Raw genomic sequence first — 16,478 nt, 5'->3', positions numbered from 1 at the left:
CCATGAATCTTGTATATTTATGATGATTTTATTAATGAATTGGCTTTATTCTAGATTTGTATAATTTGGTAGTTTTGAAAAGCCGTACAAACACGTGGTTTTCAAAAATTCCTGCTTTTTTCCAAAAAAAATTAATATCTTGACATCTTTTTTCTGATCTTTATAGAGCAAAAATAAAAAATCGAGATCTCTTTTTGAGATTTCGATTTTTTTCTATTAACGCCTGAACGTCCAATCGTCGTTGCGATAACGAGTCTCGGCTATATGTTCGACCTCTGCCCACTGATCTTCTGTAAGTGTATATGGTAAAAGATTAACGTTCAAACCGTCCTCAAATCCTTTTTTAAAGGCAGTCTTCGCGTCATCGATCGTAACAGGAACATCTAGTAATGCGTTCACTGCTACAGCTTTTTTCTTAAATGCAGTTTGCATTCTTTCTCGTAATCTGTCGCTAGAATACTTAAACAGATCAAACAGTTTGTCTTCATCTAAGTCCAGAAGAATAGAACCGTGTTGAAGAATAACACCCTTCTGCCTTGTTTGAGCACTTCCTGCTACTTTTCTTCCTTCTACGACTAATTCATACCACGATGGAGCGTCAAAACAAACTGCTGATCGAGGATTCTTCAATCCTTCACGCTCTTCTTCTGTTTTCGGAACAGCAAAGTATGCATCGAGGCCTAAGCCTTGAAATCCTTCTTTAATCCCTTCAGAGATCACCCGATACGCTTCTGTCACGCTTTGTGGCATATCTTTGTGTGATTCCGATACGATGACGCTATACGTGAGTTCTTGATCATGAAGAACTCCGCGCCCTCCCGTTGGACGTCTTACGAAACCTAGTCCGTATTTCTTTACGGCATCAAGGTTAATCTCTTTCTCTACTTTTTGAAAGTAGCCAATCGATAAGGTTGCTGGATTCCATCCGTAAAAGCGAATAACAGGTGGAATCTTTCCTTCACTGTGCCAAGTTAGCAATGCTTCGTCCATTGCCATATTAATTGCAGGTTCGCAATTTCCAGAATCGATATAATACCAGTTTTCTTTTTTTTCCACGTTTTTCGTCTCCCTGCCATTCATTCGTAACTAGTGTACCAAATTCGGCGAGTGTGTCAAAACAATCGCTCAAAGTCAGATTTTTCTTTTGCCTATAGAGCCGCGCACCGCTATAATTGGGGTAGATTGTTTAAAGGAGTGCAAGCGTTATGGGATGGATAGTTTTAGCAGGTATTGTAGTAGCATTATTGGCGTATGTAATCGGTATGGGGCTTTATCAGAAGAGATTTCTAACGACGTTAAACGAGGAAGAGTTTAAAGCAGGATATCGAAAAGCTCAATTGATCGATGTTCGTGAACCTGAAGAGTTTAAAAAGGGACATATCTTAGGAGCACGTAATATCCCTCTTTCTCAAATGAGACAGAGATTAAAAGAAGTGCGCAGCGATCAGCCTGTTTATCTATATTGTGAGAGTGGATTCAGAAGTGCTCGTGCAGCCAATTTTCTAAAGAAGAAAAAATATGGTCAACTTCATCACCTAAATGGCGGCTTCCGCAAATGGACAGGCCGTGTAAAATCAAACTAACATTCAAAAGCAGCTCAGGAGAATTTTCCTGAGCTGCTTTTTTGTTTAAACTTGTTTTGTATATTTTAAGATGGGCTTTCTTGCAGCTGTCGCTTCATCCAGTCGTTTAACAACGGTAGTATGAGGAGCTTCTTGTACCAATTCAGGTGTTTCTTCAGCTTCCTTTGAAATCTGAATCATCTTCTCGATAAATTCATCCAGTGTTTCTTTTGATTCCGTTTCTGTCGGCTCGATCATGATCGCTTCTTCGACACTTAACGGGAAGTAGATCGTTGGCGGGTGATAGCCAAAGTCTAGGAGACGTTTTGCGATATCAAGTGTTCTCACGCCAAGTTTCTTTTGACGACGTCCTGATAATACGAACTCATGTTTACAGTGTTGTGTAAACGGAAGATCGAAATGAGGCTCAAGTCGGCGCATCATGTAGTTCGCGTTTAATACGGCGTTCTCTGATACCTGGTGCAAGCCGTCTGGACCCATCGTCATGATATACGTAAAGGCACGTACGTTAATGCCGAAGTTACCATAAAAAGGCTTCACGCGTCCGATCGATTGCGGGCGATCGTATTCGAATTTATAAAGATCATCTTCTTTAACAAGAACTGGTTTTGGCAAGAATGGAATCAGATCTGCCTTAACCCCAACTGGTCCTGATCCTGGTCCACCACCACCGTGTGGCCCTGTGAACGTTTTATGAAGATTCAAGTGAACGACGTCAAAGCCCATGTCTCCAGGTCTAGCAAAGCCTAATATCGCATTTGCGTTCGCTCCGTCATAGTACAGCTTTCCGCCAGCTTCATGGACGATTTTTGCCATTTCTAATATATGCTCTTCAAAAAGACCAAGCGTATTTGGATTTGTAAGCATAAGAGCGGCCACATCTTGATCGACTACTCGTTTCAAATCTTCTAGATCAACTAGACCGCGCTCATCAGATTTCACTGTGATCGATTCAAAACCTGCAACCGTTGCAGACGCAGGATTGGTTCCGTGTGCTGAATCAGGAACGATTACTTTTGTACGATTAAAGTCACCATTTGCTTCATGGTAAGCACGAATCATCATAAGTCCTGTCCATTCACCATGTGCACCCGCAGCTGGTTGAAGCGTAACTTCATCCATACCTGTGATCTCAGCAAGTGATGTTTGCAAGCGGTACATCATCTCCATCGCACCTTGAACCGTATCTTCATCTTGAAGAGGGTGGATGTGTGCAAACCCAGGGAAACGTGCTACATCTTCATTAATCTTCGGATTGTATTTCATCGTACATGATCCGAGTGGATAGAAACCAGAATCCACACCATGGTTACGATTGGATAAGGCTGTGTAATGACGAACGATCTGAAGCTCTGACACTTCAGGAAGATCCGCTTCTTCTGTACGCAAATAATCGGAAGGGATGATAGATTCTACGTTAATCTCTGGAACGTCAAGTTCAGGGATGCTGTACCCTACTCGACCTGGTTTAGACAATTCAAAAATTAATGACTGATGTTCTGTACGCATGCTAATCCCTCCAATACATTTGCAAGCTGATCGATTTCTTCTTTTGTTCTCATTTCCGTAACCGCTAAAAGCATATGGTTCTTAAGTTCTGAATACGAAAGACCTAAATCATAACCGCCGATGATGCCAGATTCTAATAGTTTTCTGTTCACTTCTTTAGCTGTACACTTTAACTCGATAACAAACTCGTTAAAGAAAGGTCCAGTGAATGCTATCTTGAATCCTTTCTCTTCAAGAACTTTTTTCGCATAATGCGCTTTTTGTATGTTTTGGTGTGCTACTTCTTTCACACCTTGTTTTCCGAGTGCTGTCATGGCAATGGAAGCTGCAAGTGCGTTAAGGGCTTGGTTCGAACAGATGTTACTCGTCGCTTTATCACGTCTGATATGCTGCTCTCTTGCTTGGAGGGTAAGAACGAATCCGCGTTTTCCGTCTTCATCAACGGTTTGACCTACTAAACGGCCCGGAACTTTACGCATCAATTTTGTTGTTACGGCAAAATATCCACAGTGTGGTCCGCCAAATCCTTGTGCGATCCCGAACGGCTGTGCATCACCGACTACAATATCGGCACCAAACTTGCCAGGAGGCGTCAGTGCGCCAAGTGCTAAAGGATTCGAAGAAACAACGAACATTCCTTTAACGTTATGCACGATCTCTTCTATTTCTTTTAAAGGTTCGATCTGACCGAAGAAGTTAGGATATTGAACGATCACACAAGCTGTCTCTTCATCCACTTCAGCACGCAATGAATCCACGGATGTCATACCGTTATCCGTGTCTACTTCAACTACTTCAAGATGCTGTCCTTTAGCATAAGTGTGTAGAACAGCACGAGATTCTGGGTGTACGGACTTTGATACAACGATTTTCTTTCTTCGCGTTTGAGCTGCTGATAATAATCCAGCTTCAGCAAGTGCTGTTCCACCATCGTACATAGAAGAGTTCGCAACATCCATACCGGTAAGCTCACAGATCATCGTTTGGAACTCAAAGATCGCTTGAAGTTCACCTTGAGAGATCTCAGGCTGATATGGCGTATAAGCGGTGTAGAACTCTGAACGAAGTAGCATATGATTGACGATCGATGGTGTGTAGTGATCGTAAACACCCGCTCCTAAGAAGGACGCATGATCTTTTGTATTTTTGTTTAATGCTGCTAAGCGGCCCATCTCTTTAACTAGTTGAGGTTCTGACAAAGCTTCCTCGATCTGTAAGCGTCCTTTAAACCGAACTTCTTCAGGAATATCCTGAAAAAGATCTTCTGTCGTTTCGATTCCAATCGTTTCAAGCATTTCCTTTTTGTCTTGATCAGTCATCGGCAAATAGCGGAACGTCATGGTTTCTCCCCCTTAAATGTCTTATTTTCCTCGTTTATAAAATGGTGAAGCAACTACTTTTGCTTTTAATCGTTTTTGACGAATCTGTACTTCTACCTCTGTTCCAAGCTCCGTGAAATCCTTTTCGAGTAGAGCAAGACCTAGGTTCTTCTTCAAAGTTGGTGATTGTGTTCCCGTAGTAACTTCTCCGATCTTCACTTCACCTTTAAACACCTCGTAATGGGACCGTGGAATTCCTTTATCGATCATCTCGATACCAACTAGTTTACGTGGTGCGCCATTCTTCTTTTGATCAGCTAATATTTCTTTCCCAATAAAATCTGCTTCTTTATCTGTTTTTACAGCGAATCCAATCCCCGCTTCTATCGGCGTAATTTCTTTTGTAAGTTCTTGACCATATAGAGCAAGCTTCGCTTCAAAGCGTAACGTGTCACGCGCTCCAAGTCCTGCAGGAAGCAATCCATCTTCTTGGCCTGCTTCTAGAACAGATCTCCACAGTTTTTCAGCATGTTCCGTCTTTAAGTAAATCTCAAAACCATCTTCTCCTGTGTAGCCTGTTCGGGACACAAGAGCGGATATGCCAGCTAGAGAAACATCTTCTTTAAAACGGAAGAATCCGATCTCAGAAAGATTGGTATCTGTAAGCTTTTGTAAGATCGATTCTGCTTTTGGTCCTTGAATCGCAAGCTGTGCATATTCAGGAGACACATTCACAAGTTCTACACCTTCAGGCTTCTTGCTCATCAGCCATTCGAAATCTTTTTCAATATTTGAGGCATTCACAACAAGTAAGTAATCGTTTTCATCTCTTTTATAGATTAAAAGATCATCTACTGTACCACCGTTTTCATAGCACATAGCCGTATATTGCGCTTGGCCGTTCTGAAGTTTCGAAACATCATTAGTCATTGTATATTGTAGAAACGATAGGGCATTTGGTCCTCGAACATCAAATTCTCCCATGTGAGAGACATCGAATAGACCGGCTTTCGTTCTAACCGCTTCGTGTTCCTCTTTAATACTTGAGAACTGAACAGGCAACTCCCAACCACCAAAATCAATTACTTTTCCACCATGTTCTTTGTATGTCTCAAATAACGGTGTTCGTAACAATGTAGCCATGTGAATTCCTCCTTTTTCATACTTAAAAATTTTCGGACTTTTTTGGACAAAAAAAAGACAGAAAGACCCCTTAAAAATGGGATCCTCTGTCCTGCAACCTGTAAGTTTCTCAAGTGAATAGACTTGAGTTTCTTCGTTGGTGGCTTTCATCTATTAAAAAGCACTCTCCAGAGATGCGTCTAGCAAGAGTCTTTTTGCCTGAGAGTTTCACAATTGTTTGCTCCTTCGGCGCCGCTAACGCAGTCTCTCCTCTTACTTTCATTCGCGAGTATGTTATTGTCCAAGGTCGCACATACTATTACTATGTTTACTACATTATTATCCTATCATTTTTACAAAAGGAATGGCAACGAACTTTTTTAAAGAAAGGAAATCCGTTATGAAAATCGACGTTCAGTTTCAGCGAGAATGGCATGATGACTTTTTAAAGCGTGTGGAAGAAGATGGACCTTGGGCCAATTGGGAATTATATAACTTAGCTCTTGAAGCCGAACACCACTTAGCAATTCCTGATTTTCTCGGTCTTCAAGCTCCAGATCACCTTCCACAGATGACTTTTTTGCCTCATCAGCTGGACGTTGCGACTACCGTTATTGAACAGATGAACGGAAAAGCAATCTTGGCAGATGAAGTAGGGCTTGGAAAAACGATCGAAGCTGGATTGATCCTAAAAGAGTACATGATACGCCGACTCGCTAAGAAGATATTGATCCTTGTTCCTGCTTCACTCGTTATTCAATGGACGAACGAGTTGAATCAAAAGTTCTTTATTCCAGCAATCGCTCAGAAAAAAGCCTATGTTTGGGAACAATGCGATGTAGTCGTATCCTCTATTGATACAGCAAAACGAGCACCTCATCGCGACATCGTTCTTAATCAAGACTATGATCTTGTGATTATCGATGAAGCGCACAAACTAAAGAATAAGAAAACAAAAAACTATGAATTTGTACAGTTATTAAAAAAGAAGTTCTGCTTACTTTTAACTGCTACTCCGGTTCAAAACAGAGTTGAGGAGATTTTTAATCTTGTATCTCTATTAAAGCCCGGCCATCTAGGTAACCGAGAGAACTTTGACAAAGATTATAAAGAAGATAAGTATTCCCTTAAAAATGAAGAAAAGCTTAAGCAGCTCGTAAATAAGGTGATGGTTCGTAATCGACGAGAAGAGACTGGTCTAAAATGGCCGAAACGCCTTGTTCAGACCATTCCTATCACATTATCAAAAACAGAACGTGACCTATATGATGAAATCTCTCAACTAAAAAAAGACTCTTATTTTGACCGAAGCAAATTTTCAATCGTCACCCTGCAGCGAGAAGCTTGCAGTTCGCGTGAAGCCGTTTTTCTAACATTAAAGAATATGCTTCAAAAAGATGTATCAAACTCTTTAATGGAACAACGAGTCTTAGAATTGATGAAAAAAATTGAACTCGTCGATCAAAATTCTAAAGCATTAAAAGCGTTAGAGCTGATTCAATCCATTGATTCCAAGGTCATCATTTTCACAGAATACCGCGCGACTCAACTGTATCTGCAATGGTTTTTACAACAACATGGCATCTCTTCTGTACCGTTCAGAGGGGGATTCAAGCGAAGCAAGAAGGACTGGATGACTCACCTCTTTCGAACACGAGCACAAGTGTTGATCGCAACAGAAGCTGGTGGTGAAGGAATAAACCTGCAGTTCTGTCAGCATATCATCAATTATGATCTCCCATGGAACCCGATGAGGATCGAGCAGCGGATCGGACGTATCCACCGCATCGGTCAGCAAGGTGACGTTCATATCTATAACTTCGCCACTCAGAATACGATTGAAGAGCACATCTTAAACTTGCTGTATAACAAGATCAACCTATTTGAGAGTGTCATTGGGGAACTCGATGAAATCTTAACGAAATTTGAAATCAAGAACATTGAACGCCACATCGCGGACATCATGAATACCTCTGAGAGTGAGGGTGAGATCCGGGTAAAGATGGATAATCTAGCTTCCTTGATCAATCTTGATGGCGGTATCAAGCAGAAAGGGTGGGAAGAGCATGCAGCAGCACGAGATTCATCGCTTTCTTGAGCGCTATTTTGATGCAAACGAATGTAGAATTCAAGAGAAAAACTTTAGTTATATGAAAGTTCAACTGACTACTGAACTCGATAAAGTTTTAATGAATCGTCCGTTCTACTGGCACTATCTCGAAAAAACGGGAGGAACCCCGAATCCGATGACGTTGACTTTAGTAACGGGGCAACAACAAGCTCCTGATGGAAAAGGTGAATTTATCCACTTTGGTTCACCACGGCTTCATCAGATCTTCGGGTCGACCAAGATGCTTGCCTCTTTCATTCGACTGTATGAATCAGTTCCACAGCAAGGAGCCCAAGTACCGCTGCAGCCTTGGCTTTGTTTAAATGTTAAAGTCACGTATCAGTGTGATCAAAAGAAAGATCAAGTCCTTTCATATGGGATACAACTGATCAACGGGACGATTGAAGATCAATTTCATCAACGTCTTCAAAAGATGCTGTTAACGAAGAGAATACCTGATTTTTGTTACACCCTCTCTCCTTTTATTAAGCCTCAGAGTGCGATAAAAAGATTGGAAAATAAAATACAGGAAGTCATCGATAGAGACGATCACACGTGGGCCGAGGATGCTAAAAAAAGATGGAATGAAGATCTTGAGTTATTAGAGAGTTTTTATGAAGATTCCCTTACGAAACCTGAAGCTTATCACATTGAAAAAGAAGCACTTCGTACTCAATATGAACCACAGATTATTGTAGAGATCATAAATGGAGGGCTCTTCTATCTGGCATAAAAAATAAGAGCTGGGAACTGTATCCCGGCCCTTCCTTTTTCCAGCCTTATTTCTTTCTCTTTCTTCGGAACATTAGACCGAGTCCCATCGGAACAACTCCAAATAGATAAGTAAGTAAAGGCTCTCGCTCATTCTTTTTTGTGATACGCCTTTCCTTTCTTACTGATTTTGGCTCATCCAAATATTTAACGACTCTCTGTGTGAGAAACTTAATAACATCTGATCCTGCGGCCATTGGCAAAACTCCTTTTAAAAGCAATCACTTTTTAGTTTTGGCCAATTATCCTTTGTTTAAACGGCTTAACTCATCTAAAATTTGGACGCATACTTCTTCAGTCGTTAATTGATCTGTGACGATCTCAATGTCACTTTTTTCATAATATGAACTTCTCTCGTTAAAGAGTTTCTGAACTTCTTCTTTTGAGGATGTTAACAGGATCGGCCTCTTGTTTCTCTCTTCTTCTTTCATCAGCCTCTTCCATAAAACCCGAAAGCTCGTCTTTAAATAGATGACAATGCCATTGTTCTTCATATACGTTAAGTTTTCTTCTCTTACGACCGCACCGCCCCCCGTCATCACAACAGCATGTTGTACGGGCAGCTGTCGAATGGCAAGAGACTCGTAATTACGAAACGCCTCTTCTCCTTCATTTTTAAATATTTCTTTTATGGTTTGTCCTCGTTCTTTTTCAACTGTTGAATCAACATCATATGGAGGAACCTCTAAACGTTTTGAGAGCTCTCTTCCTACAGATGTTTTACCACAACCCATGAAACCGACTAAATATATGGTGTTCAATTTTAACCCTCCACCCATTTTGTAACGCTTTTCTGGGTTACATTATAATACACTTTTACCTTTTTTGTAGACTGTCGAGTAGTAACAACTTCAATCGTAAACATCACTTCGTCACCAGATATTTTCGTAAATACGACCTTTAGTATTCCTTCTCTAACGTTTACTCTTCGTTCTGCCGGATAAACGGAGAGATCTTCTACCCAAACAAGAGCTCGATCTACACCTTGCTGAATCAATCGAACTTGCCTAAGTTGTTCTTCTTGCATAAAAACAAACTGTCGTTCAGATGCTACTTTTTCTGTTAGAAAACTAAAGAAGATCAAAGTGATAAAGCAAAGCGATAGGATGAGGGGATAGACCATTCCTCTCTCATTCATGATGAATCCTCCTATAACTACGACGAGCTTTTTTACCATCCTGATCCGTCAGCGTGACATAAACATAATTATTCTCAATTTCTTCTATTTTCATATCTTGAATATTTTGAACCCATACTTCATGACCTAATCCATTAACTTGTTTTCGTATCAGAGAATGATAACGTGTGAAACTGACCAATTCACCGGTAGATAATGTAATGAATAAAGCGTTGTTTCTTACCTCAACAGTCGCTGCTTCTCTTATTTCTTTTCCAATCATAGAAAAAAACAATGCTGTTTCTTCCGACTGAACGGATTGTGGTTGTTTTTGTAGATGCGTAAACAATAGTGTGATCACGAACGACGTTACAATCAATACACCAAGAGCAATCATTGATTCAACGAGCGTGTACCCATTATTTTTGAAGGTGACTCTAGAACGAACTCGCACATGTTGTATACTCTTTTTGGTTAGAACCCCTGAACGATATACAAGTTTCGTATTCATCCGTCCCACCTTTTCTTGTCAATAGCTGATACTTTATACCGTCATCTATCCACTCCCGCTCATCTGGCATTAGCTTTGACATATTTCTCATTCGAGCTGCATGGTCTGCTTCTGTCATCGCATATAGAAGTTGTTCTGAAGTTCTTTGTTCTTGATAGGAGATATAGATAAAAGGTAAACAGACTGAAAGTATAATTGAGATCAACAAAACACCGAACATTGCCTCTAACAGTAAGTAGCCATTATTGTTTTGTAACATAAAATTTACCTTTACCAAGTTGAAACACCATCTTATACGAAGCAGTAGAAGAGTGAATATAAAGAGTCCCTGCACGGCTAATATTACCATTCTGATTAAATTGAACAGATAATAACATCGAATAGCTCTCAAACCAGATATGCTTTGGGAAACTCTTTTTTACAGGTTCTTTATTGCCGTTCCCTCGCACTTCGTATAAATGTCCTTCATTATCAATCGATAAGTTATAGATCCGGTTCTCATTCACTGCTTTATGCTGCATGTGAACGATGTCTTTTTGAAATGTCCGAATAAAATATTCAGTCTCTCGATTCTTTCTAAAACGATCATACGAAGGGTACGCAACAGCACTGATCGTGGCAATGATCAAAAGTACAATCAACATCTCGATCAAACTAAACCCTGATTGCTGTTTCTTTATATCCTCTAACTCTTCATTCACTCGTCATCGCTCACAGAAACGACTCCTTTACTATCGATCAGCAAAGGCTTTTTGTCAGGACATGTTACCGTATCAATATATCCGCCATCTTTCAGTTCTTCTATCGTAGGAAGCGTGTTTTTTTCTGCCTCATATGCTCCCACTTGTCCCTGCACAAGATCAATAGTCGCTTCACAGCCTAACGATTTTACAAGACTATTGTTCTTCGTCATACTCGGCAGGGCGATAAGCATCAACACTGAGATGATCAAAAGAACGATCATCATTTCAATCAATGTGAATCCTTTTTCATTTTTCATATCCTTCCTCCTTATAGAGCCTCCATAAGTTTAAACATAGGCAATAACATAGAGGCAAACATTAATAATACAAACAGTCCTATTCCTGCAAAAAGGATGGGTTGAATTTTTTGCAGAGATGAATAGATTTTTTCTTCTAATTCCTTAAAGATCCACTCACCATAAGAAATTAACTCTCTGCCGAGTTCTCCATGCGCTAAACCAAAGCGAACAATCTCAGCTAATTCAGTGGTGAAATATGATCTTGCTAATAAAAGGTCAGTTAGTTCGTCTCCATTTAAAAGACCTTTCTGAAGCCTCTGACTTTCCTCCTTATAAAAACCTTTGTTTAAATGTTTTTCCATAACAAGGAGTGCATCCGATAAAGATAAACCGCTTTGCAGCATCGAGCCGAAATTTACACTAAAGAAGTGCGTGTTCATCAACACAAGAAATTGTTTTAAGATGGGGATTCTCATGAGTAGGTCCATCTGAGTAGAAGGCTTAGCTTTCTTTTTCATAATGATTACAACAATCCATAATGTGATGCCCAAAGTGAGAAAGCACCCCCCAATAAGTGGCATGATTCCTAAACATGTAAGCATCCATGTTGTAAACAAAGGGGTTTTGACATCCAATGATGAAAATAGGATAAAAAACTGAGGAAATAAGAATTGATAAAATACGATCCCGATCCAAATAGTGAGGAATAGCAAGAAAAGAGGATATCTTATGGCTTTATTCAAACGTGCACGCCAATCCGCTTTTTTCTTCATAAAAATTCCGTTCTCCATAAGACTTTTTGTCAAGTTGCCATTCGCACTGTTTATTGATAAAGAACTTACTATTTCATTTGGCAATTGTAATGGGGAAAAGATCTCGATAACAGAATGACCTGAAGCTAGGATCTCAAGCATGTTATCTGCTACTTCTCGCCGTTTTTCTGGAAGCTGTGATCGGACTAGTTCAATGCTCTTGTTTATGGTATAGCCTTGATCTAACAAAAAACCAAGCTTATAAAGAAATGTCCCTTGAGAAGCCCGTTTCCAGCCCCTTCTTCTCACTTTTTGTTTCTCCTCCCATCCATCTCTCATAGCTCTCTTTTGTTACATATCCTGCTGCAAAGGCATGATTAAAGTAAAATGAGAGATTCTTGTAATTATACTTGTACGGAACTTTACTTAGAGAAGATAATAATTCTTGATTACAAAGCATCTCATAGATCCCTGCTCTTCTATACGTTCTGAACTTAAAACAAAAATCGACGCATTCGTCTCCACAAAAAGGACATGGTATGGAGATCAGACGCTGAGATACGATGCCCATCAATGTTTGTTGCAGTTCTGTTTCTTGAATGCCAAATTCTTTGAGACGTTCGATACATCCGATACAATCTGCAGCATGCATCGTAGATAACACCAGGTGTCCTGTCAATGATGCTCGAATAACGAGCCTCGCTGTTGATTCGTCTCTGATCTCACCAATCATGATGACATCAGGGTCATGCCGCAAGAGTGATTTAAAACCCTCACCGTATGTGAGACCTGCTTTTTCATTGATCTCCATCTGCAGAAAGGAGTCTACTTTACGTTCTACGGGATCTTCCAGTGTGACAACTTGTCGTTTATAGTTTTTTTGCAGGTGATGAAGCAGAGAGTATAAGATGGTCGTTTTTCCCGATCCGGTCGGACCAGAGAACAATAAGAGACCACTGGATCGTTTAATAAGAGATAGAAGTTTCTGGAACATGTGAGGAAAAAGGGATAGTTCATGGAGAGTTAATGTTTCTTGCTGAGGAAGTAATCGAATAACGAGTGATTCATTAAAGGCGGATGGTATGGATGAAAAACGAAGATGTACATTTACATTATTGATCATAACGTCCATTGAACCGCTCTGCGGCTTTCGATGTTCGCCTATGTCCATTCTTGCGGAATATTTAAAATGAGCGAGCACCCTGATGTACTCTTCTTGAGATAGAGTTCGGTGTTCAATCAGCCGGTCATCTATACGAAATTGAACGATCCCCCCTTTTTTTATCGGTATAAAATGAATGTCTGATGCTTTTTGGACTGATGCTTCATGAAGGATTGAATTGCCTAACAACTTAATCGGCAAGTACTATCATCTCCCTTTTATTTGATTGTTTAATCATTTCTCTCATAAAACGACAATTCCTGCATTTTTTCGAAAAAGTTATGTATATAAATTTCGACAGAGCTCATACTAGTATTGTTACATTGGGCTATAGCCAAGCGGTAAGGCAACGGACTTTGACTCCGTCATGCGTTGGTTCGAATCCAGCTAGCCCAGCCAAAAAAAATAACACTCTTTAGAAGTAAAGAGTGCTATGTTCAGGACACATGACTAGAAATGTGTTCTTTTTCTTTTGTTGTACATAATTTTTTCATATCGCCAGGACTATAACCGGCTATAAGCTGTTTACCATCTGTCACTAATGGACGTTTCAACAATTTTGGGTTTTTAGTCAATAACTCTAATAACTCGTTCGTAGAAAGATCATAAATATCTACATCAAGGGACTTGAATGACTGACTTCTTTTAGCCAAGATATCTTCTGTTCCATACTTTGTAAGTTTCAATAATTCTCTAAGTTCTTCAACTGATGGCGTATCTTTGAATAGGTGTCTTTCATCAAATGATACTTTATTTTGCTTAAGCCACATTTTTGCCTTACGACACGAAGTGCAGCTTGGGTATGTGTAAAATGTTATTGAACTCATAAGACTCACTCCTTTTGGTTTACATTACCTTTAAAACAGGCATAATAAACCAAAAAACAACTAATTATCATGAATTATCTTTTATTTGTGTATTTATCCGCTTACAATTGGCATTTACAAGTGAGTGGAAACTCATATATAATACTAAAGGATACAAGAATTGGCGAAAAAAGGAGGGGATACATATGTCAAGAATGTATAAGGTTTTAGGCTTTTGGACTGGAATCATCGGAGTCATGGCTTATCTAGGTGATATGCAAGACATGGCATTATTGTTCTTAGGACAAACGATCATGTTCGTTTCTTTAGGGTATTTGAACTTATCTGAGCGTATGTATATTTATATCTTTGGTGCTTATTTAACTGTTTTCTTTGTTGGTTTTACATACTGGTCAACGTTTATGATGACTCCTGGCGCTGGTGGAGGACACTAATAAGTTCTTCGAAGCATCACGAAAAAGCAGGCCGTTACAATACGGTCTGCTTTTTTTGTTGTATGACTTGAAATCCATTTGCTAAACTGTAATCGAGTAGAAATGAACGAATGGCTCGGTTTCTTTTATGTTCTTTTGAGAACGGATCGAGACTCTGTGTATCCTGTAACCATGATAATAGTCCTTCTTCTAATAAGAAATCTCCTTGATTTTTTACGTGAATTGTAGAAACATTTGAGTCCTTTGCTACGCTTATTACTTGTTCCCAATCAATGTGGTACGTAATATCCATCATCCCGGGAAATGTTAATGGATTATTTTGTATCTGATGACGATAATAGCCCCTAATACTACCTTCTTTTAAACGTACAGTGTTCCACTCTTCGCCCATTAATCCGTAATCGACAAAAAATAAGCAAGAATCTTTTTGAATCCATTCATAAATGGTTTTTAGCCAAGTGAGCATGGAAAAGGACACTTCAAGATCATTTGTTTTATCTCTAGAAAGAAAAATTTCATCTAACATCTTTTGTAAAGAAATATTCTCTACTTTCTTATAAAGAAAACAAAGATCTTTAGTCTTTTTTTGAAGAGAGACTCCTTTTTCATACCATCCATCATTTTTTTGTTGGAAAATACGAAGCGGAAACGCATCAAGTACTTCATTTGCAAAGACAATTCCTTTGAATGATGGGTATTGCTCAATGAGTTCATCCAATGAACCTAAAATGCTAATAGGATACAAAGCCAACTTTGCCACTAATAAACATCTATGATAAGGACTAGGTTCTACAATGACATATGATATATGTTCGACTGATTGCGAAGACCAACTCTCTAGAATTTGCTGAGAAAAGTGACCGCTTCCTCCTCCAAACTCCACAACGATTGGCTGAAGGTTCTGATCCGCTATCGTTCTTATGAATAAGTCAGCCCACACCTTAGCAAATACATCTGACACAAAGCTAGCTGTATAAAAATCACCGTTCTTTCCGATTTTCGTGTTCTCTTTCATGTAATAGCCCTCTATCGGATGATACAGAGCATGCTCCATGTACTCTTCCATCGTTAGCCATTTACTCTGTGCCAATTTCTTTTGTAGCAAACTCGTGTTAGACACGATTAGAACCCGCTTAAGAATGGATTCGAGTCCATTTCCATTCCAATAGTTGTCTCAGGCCCATGACCTGATAACACCATCGTTTCTTCTGGTAGGTTAAGTAGTTTTTCATGAATACTATTGATCAATACACCTTGATCCCCACCATGCAGGTCTGTTCTTCCAATGCTGCCTGCAAATAAAGCATCACCTGAAAAAACTGCTCCACTACTTTTTAAATAATAAGAGACACTTCCCGGAGAATGACCAGGAGTTGTTAAGACCTCAAATGAAAAATTGCCGATCTTCAAGGTATGATCTGCATTCGTTAAAATATGAGTTGCTGGCTTTGCCGTAATGCTTTGTCCAAAATATTTTGATCCATTCTTTTTTGTGTCACTCAGCCAATCCGCTTCTTTTTTATGTACATATAACGGAATGTTATATCTTTCACGTACATCATCTACAGCTCCGATATGATCAAAATGAGTATGCGTTAATAATACGGCTAAAGGGGTCACTTTTAAAGATTTTATGGTTTGTATGATTCTTTTTCCTTCACTGCCAGGATCGATGACTATAGCTTCATTATGATTATTATAGATAATATATGTATTCTCTTGTACAGGTCCCACCGTTAACTTTTTCCATTTCATAGTATAAGCCTCCAATTGCAAGTTATTACTTTCTATCTTACACTAAAAACATTAACATTTCGGAGGAAACACATGAAAGTATTTTTCGGTTTCGAAAATATGGAAATGCCCATCCCCATCTGTGTGCATGATCAACAAGAAGATTTGATGATTACACCTAAGCGTGAAAATTTTCTTGAAGCCATCCCCTTACTTTCCATCCTACCTTTAAGAAAGACGCTTTTATTTGAGGATTATGGATTTACATCGGACTCAGATCAAACTTATCTTTACCTTGATATGATATGTGTCTTTTATATCAAAGAAGGAAATGAGCAAGAAAAAAATATGTTTTTGCTTCAGGCAGAAGAAGAATTAATTGCTGAATTCATAGAGAAAGAACAACGTTTTTTGGTCGTTGGAAATCAGCATAGACCCCTTGTTAAAAAGTGGGCTTCTGCCTATAAACTAACAATTGAGTTCATTTTGTTCCAATGTGCACTCGACAAACCAGAATAAAACAAGTAAAATAATACAAGGTTATA

21 protein-coding genes, 1 tRNA gene and 1 riboswitch are annotated in these 16,478 nt (G+C 39.3%); of the genes, 6 read left to right on the top strand and 16 right to left on the bottom strand.

The window, feature by feature from the left end; genetic code table 11:
- Positions 1–216: 216 nt before the first annotated feature.
- A complete protein-coding gene (locus tag ACFS5O_RS11015) occupies positions 217–996 on the bottom strand; it encodes a lipoate--protein ligase family protein (RefSeq protein WP_318300287.1) in 780 nt (259 codons plus the stop codon).
- Positions 997–1,205: 209 nt separating this feature from the next.
- On the opposite strand from ACFS5O_RS11015, the gene ACFS5O_RS11010 reads away from it, so the two are divergent.
- Positions 1,206–1,583: a rhodanese-like domain-containing protein gene (locus ACFS5O_RS11010; RefSeq protein WP_066396077.1), complete on the top strand. Its 378-nt coding sequence runs from the start codon at positions 1,206–1,208 to the stop codon at positions 1,581–1,583.
- Positions 1,584–1,628: 45 nt separating this feature from the next.
- Here ACFS5O_RS11010 and gcvPB read toward each other — a convergent pair whose 3' ends face one another.
- The 3 genes from gcvPB to gcvT are packed head-to-tail and all read right to left on the bottom strand — an operon-like array spanning position 1,629 to position 5,554.
- Entirely contained in the window at positions 1,629–3,092 is a 1,464-nt protein-coding gene (gene gcvPB, locus ACFS5O_RS11005) for an aminomethyl-transferring glycine dehydrogenase subunit GcvPB (RefSeq protein ID WP_205726825.1), read from the bottom strand.
- Positions 3,068–4,432 carry an aminomethyl-transferring glycine dehydrogenase subunit GcvPA gene (gene gcvPA, locus ACFS5O_RS11000; RefSeq protein ID WP_205726826.1) on the bottom strand — a complete coding sequence of 455 codons (1,365 nt, stop codon included), beginning with the start codon at positions 4,430–4,432 and terminating at the stop codon, positions 3,068–3,070. The genes gcvPB and gcvPA overlap by 25 nt, the downstream gene beginning before the upstream one ends.
- Before the next feature lie 21 nt (positions 4,433–4,453).
- Complete coding sequence (gene gcvT / locus ACFS5O_RS10995) at positions 4,454–5,554, bottom strand: glycine cleavage system aminomethyltransferase GcvT (protein WP_205726827.1); 1,101 nt, start codon at positions 5,552–5,554, stop codon at positions 4,454–4,456.
- A gap of 176 nt (positions 5,555–5,730) precedes the next feature.
- Positions 5,731–5,816: riboswitch (glycine riboswitch) on the bottom strand.
- A gap of 117 nt (positions 5,817–5,933) precedes the next feature.
- Here gcvT and ACFS5O_RS10990 point away from each other — a divergent pair.
- Positions 5,934–7,631 (top strand): DEAD/DEAH box helicase, encoded by a 1,698-nt coding sequence (locus tag ACFS5O_RS10990; RefSeq protein ID WP_205726828.1) that lies wholly within the window; start codon positions 5,934–5,936, stop codon positions 7,629–7,631.
- On the top strand, positions 7,600–8,376 hold the full coding sequence (locus ACFS5O_RS10985) for a YqhG family protein (RefSeq protein WP_205726829.1): 777 nt from the start codon (positions 7,600–7,602) through the stop codon (positions 8,374–8,376). The genes ACFS5O_RS10990 and ACFS5O_RS10985 overlap by 32 nt, the downstream gene beginning before the upstream one ends.
- A gap of 46 nt (positions 8,377–8,422) precedes the next feature.
- Here ACFS5O_RS10985 and ACFS5O_RS10980 read toward each other — a convergent pair whose 3' ends face one another.
- From ACFS5O_RS10980 to comGA, 9 genes are read right to left on the bottom strand one after another with little or no spacing between them, the layout of a single operon-like run.
- A complete protein-coding gene (locus ACFS5O_RS10980; RefSeq protein ID WP_205726830.1) occupies positions 8,423–8,611 on the bottom strand; it encodes a YqzE family protein in 189 nt (62 codons plus the stop codon).
- 45 nt (positions 8,612–8,656) lie between these two features.
- The gene (locus ACFS5O_RS10975; protein WP_205726831.1) at positions 8,657–9,175 is read right to left on the bottom strand and encodes a shikimate kinase; all 519 of its coding nucleotides are present in this window, start codon (positions 9,173–9,175) and stop codon (positions 8,657–8,659) included.
- Positions 9,176–9,177: 2 nt separating this feature from the next.
- Complete coding sequence (locus ACFS5O_RS10970; RefSeq protein ID WP_205726832.1) at positions 9,178–9,552, bottom strand: competence type IV pilus minor pilin ComGG; 375 nt, start codon at positions 9,550–9,552, stop codon at positions 9,178–9,180.
- A complete protein-coding gene (comGF, locus tag ACFS5O_RS10965) occupies positions 9,545–10,042 on the bottom strand; it encodes a competence type IV pilus minor pilin ComGF (RefSeq protein WP_205726833.1) in 498 nt (165 codons plus the stop codon). Before comGF ends, ACFS5O_RS10970 begins: the two co-directional genes overlap by 8 nt.
- Positions 9,969–10,301, bottom strand: a complete 333-nt coding sequence (locus ACFS5O_RS10960) for a type II secretion system protein (protein ID WP_205726834.1) — start codon at positions 10,299–10,301, stop codon at positions 9,969–9,971. The genes comGF and ACFS5O_RS10960 overlap by 74 nt, the downstream gene beginning before the upstream one ends.
- Complete coding sequence (gene comGD / locus ACFS5O_RS10955) at positions 10,285–10,743, bottom strand: competence type IV pilus minor pilin ComGD (RefSeq protein WP_205726835.1); 459 nt, start codon at positions 10,741–10,743, stop codon at positions 10,285–10,287. The genes ACFS5O_RS10960 and comGD overlap by 17 nt, the downstream gene beginning before the upstream one ends.
- Entirely contained in the window at positions 10,740–11,042 is a 303-nt protein-coding gene (gene comGC / locus ACFS5O_RS10950) for a competence type IV pilus major pilin ComGC (RefSeq protein WP_066396114.1), read from the bottom strand. The genes comGD and comGC overlap by 4 nt, the downstream gene beginning before the upstream one ends.
- An 11-nt stretch (positions 11,043–11,053) precedes the next feature.
- Positions 11,054–12,085 carry a competence type IV pilus assembly protein ComGB gene (gene comGB, locus ACFS5O_RS10945; RefSeq protein WP_205726836.1) on the bottom strand — a complete coding sequence of 344 codons (1,032 nt, stop codon included), beginning with the start codon at positions 12,083–12,085 and terminating at the stop codon, positions 11,054–11,056.
- The gene (gene comGA, locus ACFS5O_RS10940; RefSeq protein WP_205726837.1) at positions 12,036–13,139 is read right to left on the bottom strand and encodes a competence type IV pilus ATPase ComGA; all 1,104 of its coding nucleotides are present in this window, start codon (positions 13,137–13,139) and stop codon (positions 12,036–12,038) included. Before comGA ends, comGB begins: the two co-directional genes overlap by 50 nt.
- Before the next feature lie 123 nt (positions 13,140–13,262).
- Between comGA and ACFS5O_RS10935 the strand changes: the two genes are divergently transcribed.
- Positions 13,263–13,337, top strand: a tRNA-Gln gene (locus ACFS5O_RS10935).
- A gap of 38 nt (positions 13,338–13,375) precedes the next feature.
- Here the strand turns inward: ACFS5O_RS10935 and ACFS5O_RS10930 are convergent.
- Positions 13,376–13,765 (bottom strand): Spx/MgsR family RNA polymerase-binding regulatory protein, encoded by a 390-nt coding sequence (locus tag ACFS5O_RS10930; RefSeq protein ID WP_205726838.1) that lies wholly within the window; start codon positions 13,763–13,765, stop codon positions 13,376–13,378.
- A 185-nt stretch (positions 13,766–13,950) separates the two neighbouring features.
- Here ACFS5O_RS10930 and ACFS5O_RS10925 point away from each other — a divergent pair, with 185 nt between their 5' ends.
- On the top strand, positions 13,951–14,199 hold the full coding sequence (locus tag ACFS5O_RS10925) for a DUF2626 domain-containing protein (protein WP_066242314.1): 249 nt from the start codon (positions 13,951–13,953) through the stop codon (positions 14,197–14,199).
- A gap of 34 nt (positions 14,200–14,233) precedes the next feature.
- Here the strand turns inward: ACFS5O_RS10925 and ACFS5O_RS10920 are convergent, their stop codons facing one another.
- Both ACFS5O_RS10920 and ACFS5O_RS10915 read right to left on the bottom strand, forming a co-directional pair.
- On the bottom strand, positions 14,234–15,319 hold the full coding sequence (locus ACFS5O_RS10920; RefSeq protein WP_205726839.1) for an SAM-dependent methyltransferase: 1,086 nt from the start codon (positions 15,317–15,319) through the stop codon (positions 14,234–14,236).
- 2 nt (positions 15,320–15,321) lie between these two features.
- The gene (locus ACFS5O_RS10915) at positions 15,322–15,954 is read right to left on the bottom strand and encodes an MBL fold metallo-hydrolase (RefSeq protein WP_205726840.1); all 633 of its coding nucleotides are present in this window, start codon (positions 15,952–15,954) and stop codon (positions 15,322–15,324) included.
- A gap of 72 nt (positions 15,955–16,026) precedes the next feature.
- Here ACFS5O_RS10915 and ACFS5O_RS10910 point away from each other — a divergent pair, with 72 nt between their 5' ends.
- A complete protein-coding gene (locus tag ACFS5O_RS10910) occupies positions 16,027–16,452 on the top strand; it encodes a hypothetical protein (RefSeq protein WP_205726841.1) in 426 nt (141 codons plus the stop codon).
- The last annotated feature ends 26 nt before the right edge of the window (positions 16,453–16,478 follow it).

It is taken from the genome of Fictibacillus nanhaiensis (assembly GCF_042686385.1).
Taxonomy (GTDB): domain Bacteria; phylum Bacillota; class Bacilli; order Bacillales; family Fictibacillaceae; genus Fictibacillus; species Fictibacillus nanhaiensis.
The sequence above is the reverse complement of the archived record's forward strand: the minus strand, read 5'-3'. Positions and strand labels throughout refer to the sequence as shown.

Bases quoted from the DNA above. Each gene is read 5' to 3' on its own strand.
- ACFS5O_RS11010 (WP_066396077.1), top strand. From the start codon at position 1,206: ATGGGATGGATAGTTTTAGCAGGTATTGTAGTAGCATTATTGGCGTAT.
- ACFS5O_RS10990 (WP_205726828.1), top strand. From the start codon at position 5,934: ATGAAAATCGACGTTCAGTTTCAGCGAGAATGGCATGATGACTTTTTA.
- ACFS5O_RS10930 (WP_205726838.1), bottom strand. From the start codon at position 13,765: ATGAGTTCAATAACATTTTACACATACCCAAGCTGCACTTCGTGTCGT.
- ACFS5O_RS10910 (WP_205726841.1), top strand. From the start codon at position 16,027: ATGAAAGTATTTTTCGGTTTCGAAAATATGGAAATGCCCATCCCCATC.
- ACFS5O_RS11015 (WP_318300287.1), bottom strand. From the start codon at position 996: ATGGCAATGGACGAAGCATTGCTAACTTGGCACAGTGAAGGAAAGATT.
- ACFS5O_RS10980 (WP_205726830.1), bottom strand. From the start codon at position 8,611: ATGGCCGCAGGATCAGATGTTATTAAGTTTCTCACACAGAGAGTCGTT.
- gcvT (WP_205726827.1), bottom strand. From the start codon at position 5,554: ATGGCTACATTGTTACGAACACCGTTATTTGAGACATACAAAGAACAT.
- gcvPA (WP_205726826.1), bottom strand. From the start codon at position 4,432: ATGACGTTCCGCTATTTGCCGATGACTGATCAAGACAAAAAGGAAATG.
- comGC (WP_066396114.1), bottom strand. From the start codon at position 11,042: ATGAAAAATGAAAAAGGATTCACATTGATTGAAATGATGATCGTTCTT.
- comGF (WP_205726833.1), bottom strand. From the start codon at position 10,042: ATGAATACGAAACTTGTATATCGTTCAGGGGTTCTAACCAAAAAGAGT.
- ACFS5O_RS10925 (WP_066242314.1), top strand. From the start codon at position 13,951: ATGTCAAGAATGTATAAGGTTTTAGGCTTTTGGACTGGAATCATCGGA.
- ACFS5O_RS10970 (WP_205726832.1), bottom strand. From the start codon at position 9,552: ATGAATGAGAGAGGAATGGTCTATCCCCTCATCCTATCGCTTTGCTTT.
- ACFS5O_RS10960 (WP_205726834.1), bottom strand. From the start codon at position 10,301: ATGTTACAAAACAATAATGGCTACTTACTGTTAGAGGCAATGTTCGGT.
- ACFS5O_RS10915 (WP_205726840.1), bottom strand. From the start codon at position 15,954: ATGAAATGGAAAAAGTTAACGGTGGGACCTGTACAAGAGAATACATAT.
- ACFS5O_RS10985 (WP_205726829.1), top strand. From the start codon at position 7,600: ATGCAGCAGCACGAGATTCATCGCTTTCTTGAGCGCTATTTTGATGCA.
- gcvPB (WP_205726825.1), bottom strand. From the start codon at position 3,092: ATGCGTACAGAACATCAGTCATTAATTTTTGAATTGTCTAAACCAGGT.